This window comes from Pseudomonas sp. LBUM1672 (genome assembly GCF_059695655.1).
Genome location: NZ_CP166781.1, coordinates 23,535 through 46,488, shown reverse-complemented (window position 1 = coordinate 46,488; position 22,954 = coordinate 23,535). Strand labels below are relative to the sequence as shown.

Below are 22,954 nucleotides of genomic sequence, written 5' to 3'. Positions count from 1 at the left end.
TATGAGCGTTTGGGTAAAGACACTGGCAGCCGCCCTCCTTCTGGGCGGTAGTGCCATGGCGATGGCGGCCAATGATGGCCAGACGCGGGCCAGCGAATTGTTGAATTCGGACCCGCAGTACCGTGAAACCTGGACTAAAGTCGTTAAAAAGGAAGAACGACTGCCGGAATGGGTGATGAACCTGTCTGGCGCTGCCGAGCAAATGAATGCGGTTGAAGAAGATGGCGACAAGTATCTGGTCGGGCCGCTTTGCGAAACGCAACCGACGTGCCTGAACAAACGCTTGATAGTGGCCTTCAGCTTCGACAAAAAGGACGCGTACGCCATGCTGGTCGAAGTGCCCGCAGGATTGCCGGCCGACAAGTCGCCAACGCGACATGCCGACTACCGCTTCCTCGGCAAACCTGACCAGGGTATGCAGGATCTGTTGATGGAACAGCTCAAGAAAGATCCGAAGTGGTACTGAGTTTGAAACACGAAAGGAGCAGCATTGCTTCTTTCCAGTGCGCTACCCGAGGAAGGTAGGCGCATGACCAAGGGGTCGGGACGTTCTGCCTGTTTCTGGGGCGGAGTGACCTACGGGCACATGGAGTGTCTGCGCAAGGGCCGGGTCAGGTAATTAAAGCTGCGACGCAAGTTCGCCAGCCCCGAGTGGCTCGACGGACTTGCGAAGAGCTTCAACGTGCAAAGCGTTGATCTAGAGCACTGCGCTCATTCCCTCCTGCTGCATATTCCCCGTAAAACCGTTTCGCGGTGTTTCTTCACGACCGTATATCGAGAAACCTTCGACTTTGGGCGCATGAGATTTCGCTGCCAAACGTAGGCTTTTTCCGAAATTTCGTCATGAATTCAACTGTTTAAAAAACAACCAACCTCCTCTGAAATGGCCGGTTCACGGCACTTATGCCTGCCGAAATGTCGTATTCGAACCGGTTGGGACGCGGGTTTCAATTAAAAAAGCTCATGCCGATTCGGCATAGGGTAGGCGTTTACGGCATTAGACGTCGCTTCCTTGCATCGGAATAGTTGCGCCTTTTTTCGCCTGCCAGAGAGCCGTAACAAAGCGCTCCGGGGCACCTTATACGGGGGCAGATGCACAGACTTTTTCGCGACGAGCGTTCCAGTTCTTGCATTCGCCTGAGTCAAACGCAAGTAAGGGTAAAGATATGAAGAAGGCAAAGCTCAGCCTCGCCTGGCAGATCCTCATCGGTCTGGTACTGGGGATAGCAATCGGTGCGCTGCTCAACCATTTCAGTGCCGAAAAAGCCTGGTGGATCAGCAACGTCCTGCAACCGGCAGGCGATATCTTTATCCGTCTGATCAAGATGATCGTGATCCCGATCGTCATCTCCTCGTTGATCGTCGGCATCGCTGGTGTAGGCGACGCGAAGAAACTCGGGCGTATCGGCCTCAAGACCATCATTTACTTCGAAATTGTCACCACCATCGCCATCGTGGTCGGTCTGGTGCTGGCCAACGTGTTCCATCCGGGCACCGGCATCGACATGAGCACCCTGGGTACCGTGGATATTTCCAAGTACCAGGCGACGGCGGCCGAGGTTCAGCATGAACACGCGTTCATCGAAACCATCCTCAACCTGATCCCGTCGAACATCTTCGCGGCCATGGCCCGCGGCGAAATGCTGCCGATCATCTTCTTCTCCGTGCTGTTCGGTCTCGGTCTGTCGAGCCTGCAATCGGACCTGCGCGAGCCGCTGGTGAAGATGTTCCAGGGCGTCTCGGAAAGCATGTTCAAAGTCACCCACATGATCATGAACTATGCCCCGATCGGCGTGTTCGCTCTGATCGCAGTGACCGTGGCCAACTTCGGTTTCGCTTCTCTGATACCGCTGGCCAAACTGGTGATCCTGGTTTACGTCGCCATCGCCTTCTTCGCCTTTGTCATCCTCGGCCTGATTGCCAAGATGTTCGGCTTCTCGGTGATCAAGCTGATGCGCATCTTCAAGGATGAGCTGGTACTGGCTTACTCCACCGCCAGCTCCGAAACCGTGCTGCCGCGCGTGATCGAGAAGATGGAAGCCTACGGCGCGCCGAAAGCCATTTGCAGCTTTGTGGTGCCGACCGGTTACTCGTTCAACCTCGACGGTTCGACCCTGTACCAAAGCATCGCGGCGATCTTTATTGCCCAGCTGTACGGCATCGACCTGTCGATCAGCCAGCAATTGCTGCTGGTGCTGACCCTGATGGTGACGTCCAAAGGCATCGCCGGCGTACCGGGCGTGTCCTTCGTGGTGCTGCTGGCTACCTTGGGTAGCGTGGGTATTCCGCTGGAAGGCCTGGCGTTCATCGCCGGTGTCGACCGCATCATGGACATGGCCCGTACCGCGCTGAACGTGATCGGCAATGCCTTGGCCGTACTGGTCATCTCCCGCTGGGAAGGCATGTACGACGACGCCAAGGGCCAGCGTTACTGGAACTCGCTGCCGCACTGGCGCAGCAAGGAAAAGCTGCCGGCGGGCGAAGTTTCCAGCAACTGATAGCTGAACCCTGTGGAGTCTGGCTTTTATGTGGGAGCCAGCCTGCTGGCGATAGCGGTGTATCAAACAACAGAGATGTTGAATGTGCCGGCCTCATCGCCAGCAGGCTGGCTCCCACAGTGACCCGAGCAAGCCACACAAACAAACCCCGGAGAAATCCGGGGTTTGTCGTTTCTGGCTACCCCGCTATCATTCGCGGCATTCTTCGGGGGATTTAACTGATGCTCAATGGCCTGTGGCTCGGCTTTTTCATCGTGGCTGCCGTTTCGGCACTGGCGCAATGGCTGATCGGCGGTAACGCCGGGATCTTCGCGGCGATGGTGGAAAGCATTTTCGCCATGGCCAAGTTGTCCGTCGAGGTCATGGTCCTGCTGTTCGGCACCCTGACGCTCTGGCTGGGCTTTCTGCGAATCGCCGAGAAGGCCGGGATCGTCGATTGGCTGGCCAAGGCGCTGGGCCCCTTGTTCCTGCGCCTGATGCCGGAAGTCCCGCCCGGCCACCCGGCCATCGGCCTCATCACGCTGAACTTCGCCGCCAACGGCCTGGGCCTGGACAACGCCGCCACGCCAATCGGCCTGAAAGCCATGAAGGCGCTGCAAGAGCTCAACCCCAGCGAGACCATCGCCAGCAACGCGCAGATCCTGTTCCTGGTGCTCAACGCCTCATCCCTGACCCTGCTGCCGGTGACGATCTTCATGTATCGCGCTCAGCAAGGTGCACCCGACCCCACCCTCGTGTTCTTGCCGATCCTGTTGGCAACCAGCTGCTCGACAGTGGTGGGCCTGCTGTCGGTGGCGTTCATGCAACGCCTGCGTCTGTGGGACCCGGTGGTGCTCGCGTATCTGATTCCCGGTGCCCTGGCCCTCGGTGGCTTCATGGCGCTGCTGGCGACGCTCTCGGCGACCGCTCTGGCCGGGCTTTCATCGATCCTCGGCAACCTGACGCTGTTCGGGCTGATCATGCTGTTTCTGGTGATTGGCGCGTTACGCAAAGTGAAAGTCTACGAAGCGTTCGTCGAAGGCGCCAAGGAAGGCTTCGACGTGGCCAAGAACCTGCTGCCGTATCTGGTGGCGATGCTGTGTGCCGTCGGCGTACTGCGGGCGTCCGGGGCGCTGGATTTTGGTCTGGACGGGATCCGGCATCTGGTGGAGTGGGCCGGTTGGGACACGCGCTTCGTCGACGCGCTGCCGACGGCGATGGTCAAGCCGTTCTCCGGCAGCGCCGCGCGGGCGATGCTGATCGAAACCATGAAGACCTCCGGGGTGGACAGTTTCCCGGCGCTGGTGGCTGCGACGATTCAGGGCAGTACGGAAACGACGTTCTATGTGCTGGCGGTGTACTTCGGTGCAGTAGGCATCCAGCGAGCGCGGCATGCGGTTGGGTGCGCATTGCTGGCGGAATTTGCCGGTGTTCTCGGCGCGATTGGCGTTTGCTACTGGTTCTTCGGTTAACCAAAGATCCCCTGTGAGAGTGAGCCTTTGTGGCGAGGGGACTTGTCCCCGTTGGACTGCGCAGCAGTCCCAAGACCTGAATTCGGGGCCGCTTCGCGACCCAACGGGGACAAGTCCCCTCGCCACAAAGGCTCGCTCCTACATTGGGTTTGTGTTGGCTTTAAGGGCGAGGAGGCGGGGCGGCTTTCTGGCCTTGCTCAACCGCCCAACTCACCACCTGCGCCGTCAACTGATCGCTGGCCTGGCCAAACCCTGCCACCACCCCGGGCACCTTCACATCGCTCAATGGCTGGCGCACTTCAAAGCGGCGGCTGGCGAGGATGCGCTGGTCATACCCACGCACCAGCAACGCATCCAGCCGCACGACCACGCTCGCCGCGGTGCCTTGGTATTCAGTCTGGAACGCCTGCAGACTCCCGCCCAATTCCAGATCGGCTTGGAAGTTGCTGTCATCTGTGCTCAGCAACGGCACTCGGCCGTCCCGCTGGAAACCATCCAGCAGCCGATTGCGCAGCAACACCGGCGCCGGATCGCTCCAGCGCGAGGCGGCGTAGCTGCTGATCAGATCACCTTGGGGGATCACGGCGATTTTCGGGCTGTTCAACGCTTCGCTGGCCTGCGGCTTGGTCAGGCGAAGCGACCAGCGTTGCGGTGTGCCATGACTTGCCGATGCGCTGCTCTGGGACGAAGGCAAGCGATAGACATCGGATGGCTCGGACTTGGGCAGGATCGAGCAAGCGCTGACCAACGTGAAGCCGGCGAGGAGGGCGAGGGTCGCAAGCTTCATGGCGTGAACTCCTTGTTCTTGTCATTGCCCAGCAAGTAACCGCTGGGGTTGGCTTCCAGGCGCTGGGAAATGGCCCGCAACGACGTCAGGGTGTCGCGCAATTCACGTACCGCCGGTGCCAGGCCGTTCAGGCCCTGCATGCCGCTGTTCAGTGAATCCTGGTTGGTAGTGAGCAATTTGTTGATGGTCGCGCTGCTTTGCTCCAGCGACTTCATGGCCTGCTCGGCGCTACCGAACATCTGCTTGCCCTGATCGTTGAGCAGGCCGTTGGCGTTACGCATCAACGCCGACGTCTGCTCCAGCATCGCGCCAGCCTGCTTGCCGACGGACGCCAGTTGCTGCATCGCCTGACGAATATCGCCGCGCTGGTCGGCGATGGTGCCGGTGGTTTGTTCCAGATTTTCCAGCGTCTTGCTGATGCGCTCGACGTTCTCGGTGGAAAACATCAGGTTGGCGTTATGCATCAGCGTGTTCACACCGGCCATCAAGTCGCCGCTGTCGTTGAGCAAACGGGCAATGGGCGAGGGCGACGCGATGATCACCGGCAAATGGCCGTCCTTGCCTTTGAGGTTCGGGCTCTGCGGTGTACCGCCACTGAGCTGGATGATCGAGGTCCCGGTAATCCCGGTCAGCGCCAATATGGCCCGGGTGTCTTCTTTGATCGGCGTATCGCCACCCAGGCGAATTCGCGCCAACACCCGGCGCGGGTCTTTCGGGTCCAGGCGCAAGGTCACTACATCGCCGACCTTGATCCCGCTGTATTGCACGGCGCTGCCCTTGGACAAGCCGCTGACCGCCTCGTTGAAGACGACTTCGTAATCCTTGAACTCGGTGTCAACGCTGGACTTGGCCAGCCAAAGGCCGAAGAGCAGGGCGCCCGCCACCACAATCACGGTGAACAGGCCGATCAATACATGATGGGCTCGGGTTTCCATGTCAGACCTCATTCAACTGTTGAGCGGCGGTCAGCGCCGCGCGGCCGCGAGGGCCATGGAAGTATTCGTGAATCCACGCATCGTCGGTTTCCGAGACCTTGTCGATGGCGTCCGCCACCAGCACTTTTTTCTGCGCCAGCACTGCCACCCGGTCGGTGATGGTGTAGAGCGTGTCGAGGTCATGGGTCACCAGAAATACACTCAGGCCCAAGGCATCGCGCAGCGTCAGGATCAATTGATCGAAGGCAGCGGCGCCAATCGGGTCGAGGCCGGCGGTGGGTTCGTCGAGGAACAGGATGTCCGGGTCCAGCGCCAACGCACGGGCCAGTGCCGCACGCTTGATCATGCCGCCGGAGAGCGAAGCCGGGTATTTGTCCGCCGCCGACAGCGGCAGCCCGGCCAGCGCCAGTTTCACCGCCGCCAAGTGCTCGGCGTCTTCACGGTTCAGGCCGGCGTGTTCGATCAGGGGCAGGGCGACGTTCTCGGTCACCGTCAGCGAAGAGAACAGCGCGCCTTTCTGGAACAGCACGCCAAAGCGCCGTTCGACCATCGAACGCTCGTGTTCGGGCAGGGTCGGCAGGTTCTTGCCGAAGACCTTCACCAGCCCTTCGCTGGGCTGGCGCAAGCCGACGATGCTGCGCAGCAGCACCGATTTCCCGCTGCCGGAGCCGCCCACCACGGCGAGGATTTCACCTTTGTACAAATCCAGGTCGAGGTTCTCGTGCACGCTCTGGCTGCCGAAGCGATTGCACAACCCACGGACTTCGATCACCGCCTCGGAGGGCGCTCGGGGTAGACGACTCACCAGCCCATCTCCATGAAAAACAGCGCGGCGACAGCGTCGAGCACGATCACCACGAAAATCGACTGCACCACGCTCGACGTGGTGTGCGCGCCAACAGATTCAGCGCTGCCACTGACCTTGAAGCCTTCAAGGCAACCGATCGCAGCGATCAGGAACGCGAAGATCGGCGCTTTGACGATCCCCACCAGAAAGTGCTGAACGCCGATATCGGTTTGCAGCAACGACAGGAACATCGCCGGCGAAATATCCAGCGACACGGCGCACACCACACCACCGCCGATAATCCCCGAGAGCATCGCCAGAAAGGTCAGCATCGGCAGCGCGACCAGCAACGCCAATACCCGCGGCACCACCAGCAGCTCCATCGGATCGAGACCGAGTGTGCGGATAGCATCAATTTCTTCGTTGGCCTTCATCGAGCCGATCTGCGCGGTAAACGCACTGGCCGTACGCCCGGCCATCAGGATCGCAGTCAGCAACACACCGAATTCGCGCAGGAAGGAGAACGCCACCAGGTCCACGGTGAAAATACTCGCGCCAAAACTCGCCAACACCGTCGCGCCGAGAAACGCCACCACGGCACCGACCAGAAAGGTCAGCAACGCCACGATGGGCGCGGCGTCGAGGCCGGTCTGTTCGATGTGCGCGACCATAGGCGTGATCCGCCAGCGCTTAGGGCGAAACAGCCCGCGCGCGATGGTTTCGAGGATCAGGCCGACGAAGCCCAGCAGTTGCAGGGTGTCCTGCCAGACCGCGTCGACGGCGCGACCGATGCGGGTCAGCAGCTGAATGCCGACGCTGATCTCCGGTTCCTTGATCGGCACGCAGAAGTCGCTGAGCGAGCAATAAACCGTCTGCAACAAGGCGCGGTCGGGCGGGGACAGGGTGCAATCAGGATGCTCGGCGGATCGGCCCAAACGCTCGGACCCGAGCAATTCGACCAACAGTGAAGCGCCAGCCGTGTCCAGCGCGCCGAGGCCATTGAGGTCGATGTGGGTACTGTCGTCGTATTGGCCGCGGAGCTTTTCGCTCAGGTGCTTGAGATCGGCGTAATGGGCGAGCGTCCAGTCACCCGTGACCCGCAGTTGTGCCGGGGAGTGAGAGGCGTCTATCTGGGCATTGCCGGCCGTTGTGCTGCTGGTCATAAGCTCCGTGCTTGTTCGGCTATTGGCGCAGAGCTACGTAATAGCACGAACCGGATTACTTTTCTTTGATCGGTGTGCTGTCCGTGATTTTGAAGCGCAGCACACCGATCAGTTGCCCGTCTTCGGTCAGCACCCGAACCTGCCACTTACCCGCAGGGTTGCCGGGGAAGTTCTGCTTGTGGGTCCAGGCGCGATAGCCTTCCTTGCGCCCGCCATGGATGTCCAGCGGGATGCGGTCGACCTCTTTGCCGTTGAACGTCCAAACGTGATAAATCCGTTCGTCCAGACCGCGTGGAGCGTTGATCGCGGTGTAGGCGTACAGGCCGTCTCCACGGATCTGCTCGGCGCTGACTTCTTCAAGACTCTTGCCCGGCGTGCGGTCCTGCATTTGCGTACTGATCGCCACGTCGGTCATCCACAGCGTCGCCGGCGGAACCCATGAACGCAGGACCCAGCCGACGCCCCCGATACCCACGGTGATGCTCAAGATCGCCAGCGCATTGCGCAGGGTCCGGATCGGGAAGATCGACGCCAGGCTCGGGAACGACAACACCACAGCGGTGCCCAGCGCCAGTTTGAAACTCTGGGACGTGGTCAGGTGCAAAATGACGGGCAGGGCGGTCAACAGCGCGGCGAACAGCGTCAGCGTGTGCAACGCCAGGAACGCCCAGCGCCGGGGGGCCAGCCATTTGTAGTAGAGCGGGTCGATGATGGAAATCAGCGCCGCCATGCTCAGCAACCCGGTGAAGAACAACTGGCCGCTGTTCCAGGTCGTGGTGATGAAAAAGAACGGCAGGACGAAAAACAGGCTTTCCTGGTGGATCATCTGCGTGGCGTAACGCAGCAAAGGCTGGGGGATTTCGCGTTTGAAGAGTTTGGTGAACAGCTTGGTGAGGCTGTTTTCCAGCATCAGCCAGATCCAGCTCAGCACCATGATGATGGTGATCCAGGTCGCCAGGCCCTGTTGCCGATCCACCAGGATGAAACTGCCGACCCCGGAGATGAAACCACCGAGCGCAATGACCCCTGGATAGCGCTTCATCAGCTCCAGGATGCGCTGGACGTAAAGGGTCAGAGTAGGCATTCGGCGGTTCACAATAGTCGTGGGGAAAATCCTCGACAGAGTACCGCCCGGGCGGGGGGCGTGGCGAGGGTGCCGGTCACTTTGGTTGAACACAAAACTCTGGGGTGGAGGGGATTTCTGTGGCGAGGGGATTTATCCCCGTTGGGCTGCGAAGCGGCCCCAAAATGGGCGACCCTGTTTTTCCGGCACACCGCATCGACTGGTTTTGCGACTGCTGCGCAGCCGAACGGGGATAAATCCCCTCGCCACAAAAGCTCCAGCCACCGCGCGCGGTTACCTTCTGCGATGGACTCGTAAAGCCAATACCCCGAGGACAATCAGTCCAAACACCCCGGCCATCGCCCACATCAACTGGTCATAACTCATCAGCGGCTTCTCGATCCGCAGATACCCCGGCTGCACGAGCAACTCGCGCATCGCCTTGTTCGCTTCCGCCAGGGTCACGCCTTGCAGTTCCTTGGCCGGGTTGGCGAAACGACCGTCCTGGTAGTCCCCCAGCGCACTCCAGTAGTAATCGGCCAGCGCGCTGTTGCCTTGCACGGCCCAGGCCTGGCGGGCGATGGCGGCCTGTTTGAGGCGGTTGAAGGTGTCTGCGTCGAGACCGTCCTTGAGCAGGCCCGCCTTCAAATCCTCCAACACTTGTTCGGCCTCCGTCACGTCGTCGCGATCAAGGTCGGCGTTCAGGCTCATGAAGCCCACTCCGCCAAACACCTCGCGCTCGGCCGAGGGGCCATAGGACAAACCGTGGGCCAGGCGCAGTTGGCGATAGAGCGCCCAGTCCAGATAGTCCTTGAGCAGGTCGAAGGTTTGGTCATGCTGATCCTGCAGCACCGGTTCCGGCACCAGCCAGTGCAACTTGGCACCACCGCCGACAAAGCCGTCGCCCAGCGTTCGCTCGTGAGCAGCACTGGCCTGGATTTCCGGCAAGGGCAGGTGATCGGTCGGGTCGACGGCTTCAAGCGCGCCATACGAGCGCTCCAGATACGCCGGCAACAACTTGTCGAGCTCACCGACCACGATCAGCGTCATGTTGTTGGGCGCGTACCAGGCCTTGCGCACCGTCTCCAGTTGCTCGCGGGTCAGGTGATCGACCTCGGCCCGCTCGGGGCATTTGAGGCCCAGTTCCACCGCCAGCTGATTACTCGCGGTGTGGCCCAGGTCCTGACGATCCAGCCAACGCTGCAAATGCGAGTAATGGCCACCGTCTTCGCGCTCGACCACTTGTTTGGCGGCGTTGATGGCGTTGTCGTCGATTCGGGTCTGGGTCAGCAGCGCCAGCAGCAGGTCGAGGACCTTGCGCTGGTTTTTTGCCGGGGCTTCGATGACGAACGTGGTGTCAGCGTTGCTGGTGAAGGCGTTCCACTCACCGCCCAAGGCCTGCATGCGCTCTTCCAGACCACCTTCGCCGGTGGCGTCGATGCCGCTGAACAGCAAGTGCTCAAGCAGATGCGGCAGTTCCTTTTCGGCGCAGCTGAAATCATCCAGTCCCACGCCGACCACCAGGCGAATCGCCACATGCCCGCGCTCGGTGCCCGGTTTGAGCAGCAATTGCAGGCCGTTGGGCAGCGTATAGCCCTCGACCTGGAAGCGATCCAGGGCAAACGAAGGGAATGAGCCAAGCAACAGACAGGCGAACAGCAGACAACGCATAGCAAGCTTCCAGGCAACCAATCGGAGATCCATGTCGTCCTTCAGGCCGCTATCGCGAGCAGGCTTGCTCCCACAGGTGATTTGCGGCGCTCACAAAATCAATGTGGGAGCGGGCCTGCTCGCGAAGGCGGTCTTGAGGCTGAACCAATGTAACTGACTGACCCCACCGCCAGACGTTCAAGGCGAATGCGTGATGTCAGCCATATCGTCGACCGCCAGTGCACCGGTATCCGACGTTTCCAGCACCACATAAGCGCTGCTGCAGAACAGCGAATTCAAGCGCTTCATGTCGGCGATCAGCTCCAGGTGCAGAGAACTGGTCTCGATACTTTGCACAATCTTACGTTGCAACCGGCTGACGTGAGCATGGGCAAGGCGGCGTTCCTGTGCGCGAAAGCGACGTTTCTCACGCAGCAACTGGCGGGCACTTTCCTTGTCGGCACTGAGGAATACCGACAAGCCCAGACGCAGGTTAGAGATCAACTGGCTGTGCAACCCGGCCAATTCTTCCAAACCGACCTCGGAAAAAGACCGGCGCTGCGAGGTTTTCTGCTGCTGCACCTTGCGCAGCATGCGTTCGATCAAGTCGCTGGCGAGTTTGAGGTTGATCGCCAGTTCGATGATTTCCGCCCAGCGCCGACTGTCCTGATCGCTCAAGTCTTCCCGGGGCATTTGCGCGAGGTAAAGCTTGATGGCGCTGTAGAGCGCTTCGACATCATCGGTCAGCTTGCGCATTTCCTGGGTGATGGCGGACTGTTTCCCACGCAGCACGTCAAGCATCGCTTCGAGCATGTTGTCGATCAGATCGCCCATGCGCAGGGTTTCGCGCGCGGCGTTGGCCAGCGCCAGGCTGGGGGTGACCAGCGCGGTCGGGTCGAGGTGCCGGGGTTTCGCCGTGCCGTTGAGCTCCGGCCGCTCCGGCAACAGCCACGCGCAAAGCCTGGCCATCGGGCCGACACTGGGCAGCAGGATCAGGCAGCGCGCGGTGTTGTAGAGCAGGTGGAAGCCGATGACCATTTCCTGAGGGCTGAAGTCGAGGCTGTCGATCCAGTGCACCAACGGGTCCAGCACCGGAATGATCAGCAGCAGGCCGATCAGTTTGTACAACAGACTGCCGAGCGCCACCTGACGCCCGGCGGCGTTTTGCATGCTGGTGCTGAGGAACGCGAGGATGCCGCTGCCGATGTTGGCGCCGATCACCAGGCCGATGGCCACCGGCAAGCTGATCACGCCAGCGCCAGCCAGGGTCGCGGTCAGCAGCACGGCGGCCAGGCTGGAATAGGAAATCATCGCGAACAACGCGCCGACCAGGGCATCGAGCAGGATGTCGCCAGTCAACGAGGCGAAAATCACCTTCACACCCTGCGCCTGGGTAATCGGCGCGGCGGATTCGACGATCAATTGCAGCGCCAGGATGATCAGCCCGAGACCGATGCTGACGCGGCCCATCTGGCCCAGCCGGGTCTGCTTGCGGGACAGGAAGAAAATCACCCCGAGGAAAATCAGCAGCGGCGACAGCCAGGACAAATCGAGCGTCAGCACCCGCGCCATCAGCGCGGTACCAACGTCTGCGCCAAGCATGGTTGCCAGGGCGGGCGTCAACGCCATCAAGCCCTGACCGACGAAAGAAGTGACGAGCATGGCGGTGGCGTTGCTGCTCTGCACCATCGCCGTGACGACGATCCCCGAGATGAACGCCAACCAGCGTTTGGACATGTTCTGGCCGATCACATGGCGCAGATTGGAACCGTAGACCCGCAGGATGCCGGTTCGGACGATGTGCGTGCCCCAGATCAACAAGGCCACGGCCGATAACAAATTGAGCAGGGTGAGCATGCAGGCCCCCTGTGGTGGTAGCGCCCCAGAGGGGCAAATTGACGGTGCCGCGCGACTTTCTACGTTCTGTACTTAAGCTGTAGTTGGCTAACGGTCTGGGCGCCAGCATCGCATAGCTAAAGAAGTGATTGAAACAAAACTGTCATGAAAACAGGCTCATGCAGAAATGAAAAAGGGACCCGAAGGTCTCAGCCGGACAGTTGAAAAGGTGCGCGAACACAACCCTGTGGCGAGGAGGGAGCTTGCTCCCGCTGGGCTGCGCAGCAGTCCTGAAATCGGGGAGAGAACTCAATCGCTGAAATGATCCCTGCTCAACCCTATGTCGATCAGATACCTGGCTGTTTCGGCGTCGGGTCCGTGAGACGTGCAGCCGGTTTTCCAGACATATGCATTCCTTGTCATTGTCGGGTGAAGTGAGCGAGGACGCTAACCACCAGAGCTCTGTGCGTCAACCTTTGGAAAAAATCCGTCGGTAAAGCAGTCGGTTGTTTTGGTGTGATTCACGCGTTTTTGCAGTGCGTGTTTAAAGACATCCGGCGTTACTTCTCGGAGGCTACAACGTCTTGCGTCGTTGCCTACGGCTACGCCAGAATCCGCCGGCTTGTGCGCCTAGACCCTGCTCTCTATCGTTTATCCATCGCTAAAAACAGCGATCGGGTTTGGTAGCCCGGAGTCTGGCGCATAGCCACTTTTTGCGGACGCTTTTTCAGGTCGTAGCTTATGGTGGCCATGCGCAGGGTCCCTTCGGGGGCGCCGGTTCCAGTACTCCGGTCTACCAACCTGTGTATGGCCGCCACCTTCGTTTGGTAGCGAGAGTGAAGGCTCCATATATCCAGTACTGGAGTTCTATCTATGTTCAAGGCAACACCCAACCCACCGGACACCGATCCGGTCCCCCACGACTTCCCGCCACGCAAGCCCAGCACAATCTTCTTCATAGACCCCAAGGTCGATAACGAAACCCTGCTCGCTCACGCCTGTGAGTCGTTGGCGTCGGCCAGCGTCATGGCCAGTGATTTTGCTGCACGAATGGAAGGTACACACCGCAACACCCTGCTGGGGATTCAGCAAAACATCATGTTGGGGGAGTTGGCGGTGAATCGAGTGCTCGATAACCTCGATCCGCCAGGCTAATCACAGAGCAAAAAAAGTGGGAGCGGGCTTGCTCGCGAAAGCGGTGTATCAGGCAACATGATGTCGACTGACACTCCGTCTTCGCGAGCAAGCCCGCTCCCACAGGTGTTATGCGCAGACTCGGGTTACTGCCCCGGAATATCCTTGCGCAGTTTCACCGGATCTTGCTGTTTGCGTTTTTTCGCAATCGCGGTACGCATCTTGATGTTGATCGCTTCCACCGCCAGCGAGAACGCCATGGCGAAGTAGACGTAGCCTTTTGGCACGTGAACGTCGAAGGATTCAGCAATCAGCACCGTACCGACGATCAACAGGAACGACAGCGCGAGCATTTTCAGCGACGGGTGCTTGTCGATGAACTCGCTGATGGTCCCGGACGCCAGCATCATCACCAGCACCGCAACAATGATCGCCGCGACCATGACCGGTACGTGAGAGACCATGCCGACAGCGGTAATCACCGAGTCCAGCGAGAAGACGATGTCGATGATCGCGATCTGGATGATGGTGTAGAGGAAGTTGCCGCCCTTGCCGCCCGGCTCCTCATTGGACTCATCTTCACCTTCCAGCGCGTGGTACATCTCTTGTGAGCTCTTCCACAGCAGGAACAGACCACCGAAGAACAGGATCAGGTCTCGCCCGGAAATACCCTGGCCGAACACTTCGAACAAGTCGTTGGTAAGGCGCATGACCCAAGTGATCGACAGCAGCAACAGGATCCGCGTGACCATGGCCAGCGCCAGGCCGAAAATCCGGGTGCGCTGCTGCATGTGCTTGGGCATGCGGCTGACCAGGATCGAAATCATGATGATGTTATCGATACCCAGGACGATTTCCAGGGCGGTCAGGGTAAAGAAGGCAACCCAGATTTCAGGGTTGGTCAGCCATTCCATGTGTATTCCTTTGAGCGAGTGTTAAACCACAAAAGGTCCGGGCTTCGAACAGCGAAGCCTGGACCCGTTGTGGTGAGTCTTGGGCTTATAGAGTGCTGAACAGCGGAAAGATCCCCATCAGCAATGCTGCAACCAGTATGCACATGCACACCAGCACTGCCCATTTCAGGGTAAAGCGCTGGTGATCACCAAAATCAATACCGGCCAGGGCCACCAACAAGTAGGTCGATGGTACCAGCGGGCTCAACAAGTGGACGGGTTGACCGACGATCGAGGCACGTGCCATTTCAACCGCGGTTATACCGTAATGACTGGCTGCTTCGGCAAGCACTGGTAACACGCCGTAATAAAATGCGTCGTTCGACATGAAGAACGTGAACGGCATGCTCACCAGCGCGGTGATAACGGCCAGGTACGGGCCGAGGAAATCAGGGATTACCGCCAGCAAGCTTTTCGACATGGCATCGACCATGCCGGTGCCCGACAGGATACCGGTGAAGATGCCCGCCGCGAAGATCAAACCGACCACCGCCAGCACGCTACCGGCGTGAGCCGCGACGCGATCCTTCTGCTGTTGCAGGCAAGGATAGTTGACGATCATGGCAATACTGAACGCCACCATGAACAACACCGGCATCGGCAACAGACCGGCAATCAGGGTACACATCAGGCCCAGGGTCAGGGCGCCGTTGAACCAGATCAGTTTCGGACGACGGGCATCCGGGAACTGCGAAACGCTGATTTCGCTGTGATCGACTTCATCGCCCACCAGGTGCAATTCACCCAGACGTGCACGCTCACGTTTCCCGTAGAAGTACGCAATCAAGAGGATGGCCACCACGCCGAACGCCATCGCCGGAATCATCGGTACGAAAATATCGGACGGATCCACATGCAGCGCACTGGCCGCACGGGCCGTCGGGCCGCCCCACGGGGTCATGTTCATCACGCCACCGGCGAGGATGATCAGGCCGGCCATGATCCGCGGGCTCATGCCTATGCGGCTGTAGAGCGGCAGCATGGCGGCCACGCAGATCATATAAGTGGTCGCGCCGTCACCATCGAGGGAAACGACGAGCGCCAGTACGGCGGTGCCGACCGAAACTTTCAGCGGGTCGCCCTTGACCAGTTTGAGGATCTTGCGCACGGCCGGGTCGAACAGGCCGGAGTCGATCATCAGGGCGAAATACAGAATGGCGAACATCAGCATCACGCCGGTCGGCGCCAGCTTGGTGATGCCTTCAAGCATCATCGGGCCGATCTTCGGCGCAAAACCACCGAACAGGGCGAAGACGATCGGAATGATGATCAGGGCGATCAGCGCGGACAGGCGCTTGGTCATGATCAGGAACATGAACGTGATGACCATGGCGAAGCCAAGGAAAGTCAGCATGGGAATACTCCAGGCGTAGCGCGGCTAGGGAATGGGCGAACCGGTTGGGTCAGCGCAGAACGGGAAGCGCGAGGCGTACGGGCGGAGTTGCAGCGAAGCGGCGGGTAGCAGAGGACATCAGATCACCATTGTTGTTGTTAAATGGGCTGTGCGAGCGATAAAACACTGGCATTGGCCGACCGGTCTTTTGCCGGCAGTGGGGGCGATCCTAATCGGGGAAGCTTTCAGCCAGCTTTCGCTGGTGAAAGCATTGACCGGATGGGCTACCGGTCGTCGGACTGGGGCAGGGAGTTAAACCGAGTTAAAGCCATCGCGGGCAAGCCCGCTCCCACAGTGACGGGTGTGTGCCGCAGATAGCAGCTTCGCCGCAAAAAATTGTGGGAGCGGGCTTGCCCGCGATGGCGTCGGTACTTACACAACAGGAGGATATGTGATGGACGGACTTCACACCGGCGGCTGCCACTGCGGGCACCTGCGCTATCAATTCAGCGGACCGTTACACGACATCGCCCACTGCCACTGCTCAATCTGCCGAAGGGTCAGCGGCGGAATCGTGACCACGTGGATTACCCTGCCCGCATCGGCCTTTAAATGGCTGAAAGGAACACCAGCGCAGTACGAATCTTCAACAACCTGTGTGCGTTATTTCTGCCCGACCTGTGGGGCGCAACTGGCGCTGACCACGCACCTCAGCCCCGAGAGCATCGACGTGACCATCGCCACCCTAGATCACCCGGAGCAGGCGCCGGCCGAGCGGCACATCTGGACGGACAGCCAATTGCCCTGGCTGCATCTGGATGAGCATTTGCCGGGGGAAGCCGAAGAAAACCTCTGATCAAAAAATAGACAAATCCAGCGGCCGGATCGCGCCCATCCAGATCGCGTGCTCGGTGTGGTCCAGCAAATCGTCGCCGGTGTCCGGGTGCAGAAACACCACCAAACCCTTGCGGTTGAGCGCCAGCCACGGCAACACGTCGCCGATCAGCTCCGGCCCGAACGCCAATTGGCAACTCCAGTCCGGGTGCGGACCCACCGGGCGTTCGTGCACGCGGCCCATTTTCAGCGGAAACAATTGCGCCACCTGCTCACACAGCGCTCGCGCCTGATCAATGCTGCTGGCGTCAAAATAGACATGAGCGTGGTAACCCTTGATCTGTTGCATCTGAATCCCTCAAAAACCCAGTCGAACCCTCACCGATTCCTACAGGTCACACGCCATATAGAACAAGGAATCCCAGCCATGAAAAATGCCGAAACCCCGGTGGTGAAAGTGGTGCTTTATGGTGCCATGAGTAGCCTGGGCAGTGCGCTGATGGCTGAAATGCTGCGGCGCCAACATGAAGTGATCGCGATTCTGGATGACCTGACGGCGCTCCCGCCGCGCCCGGGTTTGCGCACCAAGGCCGGCGACCTGTTCCAGGCTGAACGCGTCAAGCAAAGCGTAGCGGGCAGTTCGGCGGTCATTTGCCTGCTCGATGCGCCGGGACTGCCATTCAACAGCGAGCATGTGGAAAAAACCATCGTGCCAGGCCCGGTGGAACAAGTGCTGGCGGTGGATGCGCTGATCGAGGGCATGCAGGCAGCGGGCATTAACCGACTGTTCCTGGTGGGAGATTTTGCCGAGCTCGACGAAACCGAAGCTGAAGTGCTGGATCACCTTCAGCGGCATGCCGCCGAGGAAATCCTTGATGCGCTGCAAAGCAGTGCCTTGCACTGGACCCTGGTGAATGCGCCTCGCGGCGTGCCGGGACTGACGATCGAACATTTCAGCCACATCAGCAGCAGCCTTGAGCCGGGCCTGGCGGAACCGCTTGAACGGTTGAACCGCGTGGCGGTGGGGATTGCCGATGAGTTGCAGCTGAATCTTCACGTTCGTGAGCACGTGAACTTCGTTTCGACCGACCCTACACCGCGATAGACGGCAGCGGTAAACCATTCAGGGATTGGGCGCTGCTGGCCTGTTCAGCCATCAACCAATCGACAAACTGCTGGATCAATGCCCCTCGCCGTTTGCGTTGGGGCAGCACCACGTAATAGCCAAGCCTGGAAATCACCGTGTCGGCAATCGGTCGGCATAACAAACCCTGCGCCAGCAAGTTATCCACAAGGTGCCGCCAGCCAATGGCCACGCCCTGGCCGCCAATCGCCGCTTGAATCAGCAACGTGTAATTGTCGAAGCGCAATTGCCCGGGGGCCGGTGCCGACGTGATTCCCAACTCGCGAAACACGCCGCTCCAGTCGAACCAGTTGCTGCTGTTTTCACCGCGCAGGTGCAGCAGTGGAAACTCCAGCAATGACTGGGCCGGCAAGGGCAGGGGACGATCCTTCAACAACAGCGGGCTGCACACCGGAAACACTTCTTCGCTGAACAGCCAATGGCTTTCGCCCTGTTTAAAGCGGCCATCCCCAAACAACACCGCCACATCGATATCGGTGCGCAGCATGTTGTGATTGCGCTCGCTGGTGACCAGGCTGACGTCGACTTGCGGATTGGCTTTATGAAACCGGTGCAACCGCGGCATCAGCCAATACGCGGCGAAGGCGAAATCCGTGGCTACCTGCAAGACTTCATGTTGGTGTTGTGCGCTGATCGCGCTCAATCCTGCATCGATATTCTGCAAACCGAGCTGAACCTGCTCAAAAAGTATGACTCCGGCCTCAGTCAGTTCAATGCCACGATAAATGCGATCAAACAGCCGCGCCGCCAGTTGTTCTTCCAGTCGTTTGATCTGCTGGCTGACGGCGGGCTGCGTGGTGCCGAGTTCTACCGCCGCCGCGGTAAAGCTGCGATGACGCGCCGCGGCTTCAAACGCTCGCAGTAGATCCAGCGACAAGCTTCCAAGTGCGTCATACATAAGCGGTGCTTATCCTAGTTATTGCCGTGCATGGGCTTTACCACAAAGTGCATGGACTCCATGCTCGATCGCAGCACTCTCGCATAAATATTCACTATGGAATGCCGCGATCACATGAAGCGCAAGAATATTCTTTTCATCATGGCCGATCAGATGGCCGCGCCAATGTTGCCGTTCTACGGTCCTTCGCCCATCAAACTGCCTAATCTGAGCCGCCTCGCCGCCGAAGGCGTGGTGTTCGACGCCGCTTATTGCAACAGCCCACTGTGCGCGCCGTCGCGTTTCACCCTGGTCAGCGGTCAGTTGCCGAGCAAGATCGGCGCCTACGACAACGCGGCCGATTTCCCTGCCGATGTACCGACCTATGCCCACTACCTGCGTCGACTCGGCTACCGCACCGCGCTATCGGGCAAGATGCATTTCTGTGGTCCGGATCAGCTACACGGCTATGAAGAACGCCTGACCAGCGACATCTACCCGGCCGATTACGGCTGGTCGGTGAACTGGGATGAGCCGGACGTACGTCCGACCTGGTTCCACAACATGTCTTCGGTGCTGCAAGCCGGACCGTGCGTGCGCACCAATCAGCTGGATTTCGACGAAGAGGTGGTGTTCAAAGCCCAGCAATACCTGTTCGATCACATCCGCGAGGACGGCGACCAGCCGTTCTGCCTGACCGTGTCGATGACGCACCCACACGACCCGTACACCATTCCCAAGGCGTTCTGGGATATGTACGACGATGCCGACATCCCGCTGCCGGAAACCCCGGCGCAAACCGAACTCGATCCGCACTCCCAGCGTTTGCTCAAGGTGTATGACCTGTGGGACAAGCCGCTGCCTGTGGATAAGATCCGCGATGCACGCCGCGCGTATTTTGGAGCTTGCAGCTACATCGATAGCAACGTCGGCAAACTCCTGCAAACACTCGAAGATACCGGGCTGATCGACGACACCATCATCGTCTTCTCCGGCGACCACGGCGACATGCTTGGCGAGCGCGGCCTCTGGTACAAAATGCACTGGTTCGAAATGGCTGCACGAGTCCCCCTGTTGATAAGTGCTCCGGGCCAGTTCGGCGCCGGACGGGTCAGCGCGGCGGTTTCCACCGCCGACCTGTTGCCGACGTTTGTCGAGTTGGCCGGCGGCTCACTGGAGCCAGGTCTGCCGCTGGACGGTCGTTCGCTGGTCTCGCACCTGCAAGGGCAGGGCGGTCACGACGAAGTCTTCGGCGAATACATGGCTGAAGGCACCATCAGTCCCTTAATGATGATCCGCCGCGGCGCCTACAAATTTATCTACAGCGAAGACGACCCGTGCCTACTCTTCGACGTACATAACGACCCGCGTGAACAGGAAGAACTCAGCCAATCGCCGCAACATCGGCCGCTGTTCGAGGAATTTCTGACCGAAGCCCGGGCCAAATGGGACATATCGGCGATACACCAACAGGTGCTCGCGAGCCAGCGTCGTCGGCGTTTTGTCGCCGAGGCGCTGACCATCGGCAAGCTGAAGAGCTGGGATCACCAGCCGCTGGTGGACGCCAGTCAGCAGTACATGCGCAACCACATCGACCTCGACGATCTGGAACGTAAAGCACGTTATCCACAACCCTGCCAAAACCAATAATGTTAAGGGGAAGTCCATGCAAAAGTTATCCACAGTACTGACGGTCGGGTTACTGGCCCTGGGCAGTGCATCGGCGTTTGCCGATCAGAGCTGCGATACGGTAAAAATGGCCGATCCGGGCTGGAGCGACATCGCTGCAACCAACGCCATTACCGGGTTTCTGCTGGACGGCATGGGCTACAAGGCCAAGGTCGACACCCTCGCGGTGCCGATCACTTTTGGCGGGTTGAAGGATGGCCAGGTCGACGTGTTCCTGGGTAACTGGATGCCGGCGCAGCAGGGCTTCTATGACAAGTTCGTCGCCACGGGTGACGTTACTCAACTGGCGAAGAACCTCGACGGCACCGAATTTACCCTGGCAGTTCCAGATTATGTGTGGGACGCGGGTGTGCATAACTTTGCTGACCTGAACAAATTCGCCGACAAGTTCGACAAGAAGATCTACGGCATCGGCTCGGGCGCCCCGGCGAATATCTCGCTGCAAGAGATCATCAAGAAGAACGACTTCGATATGGGCCAGTGGAAACTGGTCGAGTCGAGCGAGCAGGCGATGCTGGCGGAAGTGTCCCGCGCGGTGAAGAAACAGAAGTTCGTGACCTTCCTCGGCTGGACGCCACACCCGATGAACGTGCAGTTGAAAATGCATTACCTCAAGGGCGGCGAGAAGTACTTCAGCGACACCGGCAGCGTTTATACACTGACCCGCAAAGGTTATGCACAGGCCTGCCCGAACGTCGGCAAGCTGCTCACCAACCTGAGTTTCACCCAGGAGATGGAGAACAGCATCATGGCCGAGGTGGTGAACAAGAAAGTCAGCAATGCCGATGCGGCCAAGGCGTGGATCAAGGCCAATCCTGCGGTGCTGGATAAATGGCTGGATGGGGTGAAGACCGTGGACGGGAAGGATGCGTTGGGGGCAGTGAAAGCGAAGCTTTGATCGAGTAGTGCTGGATTCTGTGTCTGGCTTAGGATCGACCCCTCACCCCAGCCCTCTCCCCACGGGGGAGAGGGGAAAGGGGGCCGATCTCCACGCTTTTCAAATTCTGCGTTCACCTCGACATTTCAGGTCGATGTAGCTTGAGAAAACAACTCGATCAGTCCCCTCTACCCTCTGGGGAGAGGGTTAGGGTGAGGGGTGGATTCATCTGACACTCCTCACACCCTGATACCCTTGCGCAAAACCCAACCCGAGAGGACCCATGGCCTTCCCCAGCCGCCATTCACTCTTTCCCTTCCTTTCCTGGTTGCCCCGGCAAACCCGCGCCAGCGTCGGGCGTGACCTGATCGTTGGTCTCAGCGGCGCCATTCTTGCGTTGCCACAATCCATTGCCTACGCCCTGATCGCCGGTCTTCCTCCGGAATACGGCCTGTACGCCGCGATCATCCCGGTGCTGATCGCTTGCCTCTGGGGTTCGTCGTGGCATTTGATCTGTGGTCCTACAGCGGCGATATCCATCGTCCTGTACGCGAGTGTCAGTCCTCTGGCCGTTCCTGCGTCAGAAGACTACGTCACCCTGATCCTGCTGCTGACGCTGCTCGCCGGGATTTTCCAGTGGCTGCTCGGTTTACTGCGCTTTGGCGCCCTGGTGAACTTCGTTTCTCATTCGGTGGTGCTGGGCTTCACCCTCGGCGCGGCGGTGGTGATTGCCATCGGCCAACTGCCAAACCTGCTGGGGCTGGATTTACCCAATCAGTCCACCGCACTGGACAGCTTTTTGATGGTGTTCAAACACCTTGGTTTTGTGGATAAACCTTCGCTGATACTAGGGCTGGCCACCGTTGGAGTAGGCGTGATCCTGAAATCACTGCTGCCACGCTGGCCGACGTTATTGATCACTTTGGCGCTGGCTGGACTGCTAGTGTGGTTGTGGCCATCGATGTTCGGCCATGTGAAGTTGGTCAGCGCCTTTGTCGGGCGCTTGCCGCCCTTCAGTCCGCTGCCGCTGGACCTGGATCTGATCCTGCGCCTGCTGCCCAGCGCCGTGGCGGTGGGCATGCTCGGGCTGGTGACGAGCCTGTCGATTGCCCGTTCCTTGTCGGCGCGCTCCCAGCAATTGCTCGACGCCAACCAGGAAGTCCGCGCCCAGGGTTTTTCGAACATGGTCGGGGCGTTTTTTTCCGGTTCGCTGTCAGCCGGTTCCTTTACCCGTTCGGGCCTGAGCTACGAAGCGGGCGCCTGTTCACCATTGGCCGGGGTATTTTCAGCGCTGTGGGTGGCGTTGTTCGCCATCTTCGGTGCGGCGTTGATCGCGCACATTCCGATTCCGGCCATGGCCGGCAGCATTCTGTTGATCGCCTGGGGATTGGTGGACCATCGGGGTATTCGCGCATTGTTGCGAGTCAGCCGCGCCGAATTCCTGGTCATGGCGCTGACCTGTGTCGCCACGCTATTGCTGGAGTTGCAGACCGCGATCTATGCCGGGGTCCTGGCGTCGCTGTTCTTCTACCTCAAGCGCACCTCGCAACCCCGCGTGCAGCATTGGCGCGAAGGCGATGAAGACATTCTGCGAGTCGGCGGTTCGATCTTTTTCGGCGCCAGCCATTACCTGCAAGTGCGCCTGCAACGGATGCATGGCGCGCGGGTGGTAATCGAGGCGCAGCAGATCAACTTTATCGACTATTCAGGGGTGGAAATGCTGCATCAGGAAGCGCGGCGGTTGCTCAAGCAGGATCGCAGCCTGACCTTGCGCCGCGCACGGCCGCAGGTGGTGGAGGAGTTGAGGAAGCTGGAAGGCGCGGAGAAATGCCCGATCCGCTTCGAGGACTGAAACACTACACTGATGACGAACGCATAACCTGTGGCGAGGGAGCTTGCTCCCGCTGGGTTGCGAAGCAGCCCTGAAAATCTGCGGGCGCTTC

20 protein-coding genes are annotated in these 22,954 nt (G+C 59.6%); 9 read left to right on the top strand and 11 right to left on the bottom strand.

Features of this window, described 5'->3' with window-relative positions:
- Window position 1: 1 nt before the first annotated feature.
- The 3 genes from ACA053_RS00210 to ACA053_RS00200 all read left to right on the top strand — a co-directional run bounded on the left by ACA053_RS00210 (window position 2) and on the right by ACA053_RS00200 (window position 3,949).
- Window positions 2-466, top strand: coding sequence for an inhibitor of vertebrate lysozyme family protein (locus tag ACA053_RS00210; RefSeq protein ID WP_497394308.1), 465 nt, complete (start codon window positions 2-4; stop codon window positions 464-466).
- Window positions 467-1,166: 700 nt separating this feature from the next.
- Complete coding sequence (gene gltP / locus ACA053_RS00205) at window positions 1,167-2,498, top strand: glutamate/aspartate:proton symporter GltP (RefSeq protein ID WP_109627055.1); 1,332 nt, start codon at window positions 1,167-1,169, stop codon at window positions 2,496-2,498.
- A 221-nt stretch (window positions 2,499-2,719) separates the two neighbouring features.
- Complete coding sequence (locus ACA053_RS00200; RefSeq protein ID WP_497314739.1) at window positions 2,720-3,949, top strand: nucleoside recognition domain-containing protein; 1,230 nt, start codon at window positions 2,720-2,722, stop codon at window positions 3,947-3,949.
- 160 nt (window positions 3,950-4,109) lie between these two features.
- Here the strand turns inward: ACA053_RS00200 and ACA053_RS00195 are convergent, their stop codons facing one another.
- From ACA053_RS00195 to ACA053_RS00165, 7 genes are all read right to left on the bottom strand, one after another.
- Window positions 4,110-4,736, bottom strand: coding sequence for an ABC-type transport auxiliary lipoprotein family protein (locus ACA053_RS00195; RefSeq protein ID WP_497394307.1), 627 nt, complete (start codon window positions 4,734-4,736; stop codon window positions 4,110-4,112).
- Window positions 4,733-5,671: an MlaD family protein gene (locus ACA053_RS00190; RefSeq protein ID WP_497394306.1), complete on the bottom strand. Its 939-nt coding sequence runs from the start codon at window positions 5,669-5,671 to the stop codon at window positions 4,733-4,735. Before ACA053_RS00190 ends, ACA053_RS00195 begins: the two co-directional genes overlap by 4 nt.
- A gap of 1 nt (window position 5,672) precedes the next feature.
- Complete coding sequence (locus ACA053_RS00185) at window positions 5,673-6,476, bottom strand: ABC transporter ATP-binding protein (protein ID WP_109627049.1); 804 nt, start codon at window positions 6,474-6,476, stop codon at window positions 5,673-5,675.
- Window positions 6,473-7,621, bottom strand: coding sequence for an ABC transporter permease (locus tag ACA053_RS00180; protein WP_497394305.1), 1,149 nt, complete (start codon window positions 7,619-7,621; stop codon window positions 6,473-6,475). The genes ACA053_RS00185 and ACA053_RS00180 overlap by 4 nt, the downstream gene beginning before the upstream one ends.
- A gap of 55 nt (window positions 7,622-7,676) precedes the next feature.
- Window positions 7,677-8,705 carry a DUF5924 family protein gene (locus ACA053_RS00175; RefSeq protein WP_109627045.1) on the bottom strand — a complete coding sequence of 343 codons (1,029 nt, stop codon included), beginning with the start codon at window positions 8,703-8,705 and terminating at the stop codon, window positions 7,677-7,679.
- 273 nt (window positions 8,706-8,978) lie between these two features.
- Window positions 8,979-10,355, bottom strand: coding sequence for a M16 family metallopeptidase (locus tag ACA053_RS00170; RefSeq protein WP_497314731.1), 1,377 nt, complete (start codon window positions 10,353-10,355; stop codon window positions 8,979-8,981).
- A gap of 177 nt (window positions 10,356-10,532) precedes the next feature.
- Window positions 10,533-12,191 carry a Na/Pi cotransporter family protein gene (locus ACA053_RS00165; RefSeq protein WP_109627042.1) on the bottom strand — a complete coding sequence of 553 codons (1,659 nt, stop codon included), beginning with the start codon at window positions 12,189-12,191 and terminating at the stop codon, window positions 10,533-10,535.
- Between the two features lie 852 nt (window positions 12,192-13,043).
- Here ACA053_RS00165 and ACA053_RS00160 point away from each other — a divergent pair.
- Complete coding sequence (locus ACA053_RS00160; RefSeq protein WP_403105202.1) at window positions 13,044-13,325, top strand: DUF6124 family protein; 282 nt, start codon at window positions 13,044-13,046, stop codon at window positions 13,323-13,325.
- A gap of 125 nt (window positions 13,326-13,450) precedes the next feature.
- On the opposite strand, the gene ACA053_RS00155 is transcribed toward ACA053_RS00160, so the two are convergent.
- Entirely contained in the window at window positions 13,451-14,218 is a 768-nt protein-coding gene (locus tag ACA053_RS00155; protein WP_109627038.1) for a TerC family protein, read from the bottom strand.
- A gap of 85 nt (window positions 14,219-14,303) precedes the next feature.
- The gene (locus tag ACA053_RS00150; protein ID WP_109627037.1) at window positions 14,304-15,611 is read right to left on the bottom strand and encodes a CitMHS family transporter; all 1,308 of its coding nucleotides are present in this window, start codon (window positions 15,609-15,611) and stop codon (window positions 14,304-14,306) included.
- Window positions 15,612-16,044: 433 nt separating this feature from the next.
- Between ACA053_RS00150 and ACA053_RS00145 the strand changes: the two genes are divergently transcribed.
- The gene (locus ACA053_RS00145; protein WP_497394304.1) at window positions 16,045-16,446 is read left to right on the top strand and encodes a GFA family protein; all 402 of its coding nucleotides are present in this window, start codon (window positions 16,045-16,047) and stop codon (window positions 16,444-16,446) included.
- Here the strand turns inward: ACA053_RS00145 and ACA053_RS00140 are convergent, their stop codons facing one another.
- Complete coding sequence (locus tag ACA053_RS00140) at window positions 16,447-16,773, bottom strand: DOPA 4,5-dioxygenase family protein (RefSeq protein WP_497394303.1); 327 nt, start codon at window positions 16,771-16,773, stop codon at window positions 16,447-16,449. It lies immediately after the preceding gene.
- Between the two features lie 78 nt (window positions 16,774-16,851).
- On the opposite strand from ACA053_RS00140, the gene ACA053_RS00135 reads away from it, so the two are divergent.
- Window positions 16,852-17,529, top strand: coding sequence for an NAD(P)-dependent oxidoreductase (locus tag ACA053_RS00135; protein ID WP_109627030.1), 678 nt, complete (start codon window positions 16,852-16,854; stop codon window positions 17,527-17,529).
- Here the strand turns inward: ACA053_RS00135 and ACA053_RS00130 are convergent.
- Window positions 17,516-18,466 (bottom strand): choline sulfate utilization transcriptional regulator, encoded by a 951-nt coding sequence (locus ACA053_RS00130; RefSeq protein WP_109627028.1) that lies wholly within the window; start codon window positions 18,464-18,466, stop codon window positions 17,516-17,518. The two genes, ACA053_RS00135 and ACA053_RS00130, sit on opposite strands and share 14 nt — an antisense overlap.
- A 114-nt stretch (window positions 18,467-18,580) precedes the next feature.
- Between ACA053_RS00130 and betC the strand changes: the two genes are divergently transcribed.
- The 3 genes from betC to ACA053_RS00115 all read left to right on the top strand — a co-directional run bounded on the left by betC (window position 18,581) and on the right by ACA053_RS00115 (window position 22,863).
- Entirely contained in the window at window positions 18,581-20,095 is a 1,515-nt protein-coding gene (gene betC, locus ACA053_RS00125) for a choline-sulfatase (RefSeq protein WP_497394302.1), read from the top strand.
- A gap of 16 nt (window positions 20,096-20,111) precedes the next feature.
- Window positions 20,112-21,032, top strand: coding sequence for a choline ABC transporter substrate-binding protein (gene choX, locus ACA053_RS00120; RefSeq protein ID WP_497394301.1), 921 nt, complete (start codon window positions 20,112-20,114; stop codon window positions 21,030-21,032).
- A 262-nt stretch (window positions 21,033-21,294) separates the two neighbouring features.
- A complete protein-coding gene (locus tag ACA053_RS00115; RefSeq protein WP_497314726.1) occupies window positions 21,295-22,863 on the top strand; it encodes a SulP family inorganic anion transporter in 1,569 nt (522 codons plus the stop codon).
- Window positions 22,864-22,954: the final 91 nt, after the last annotated feature.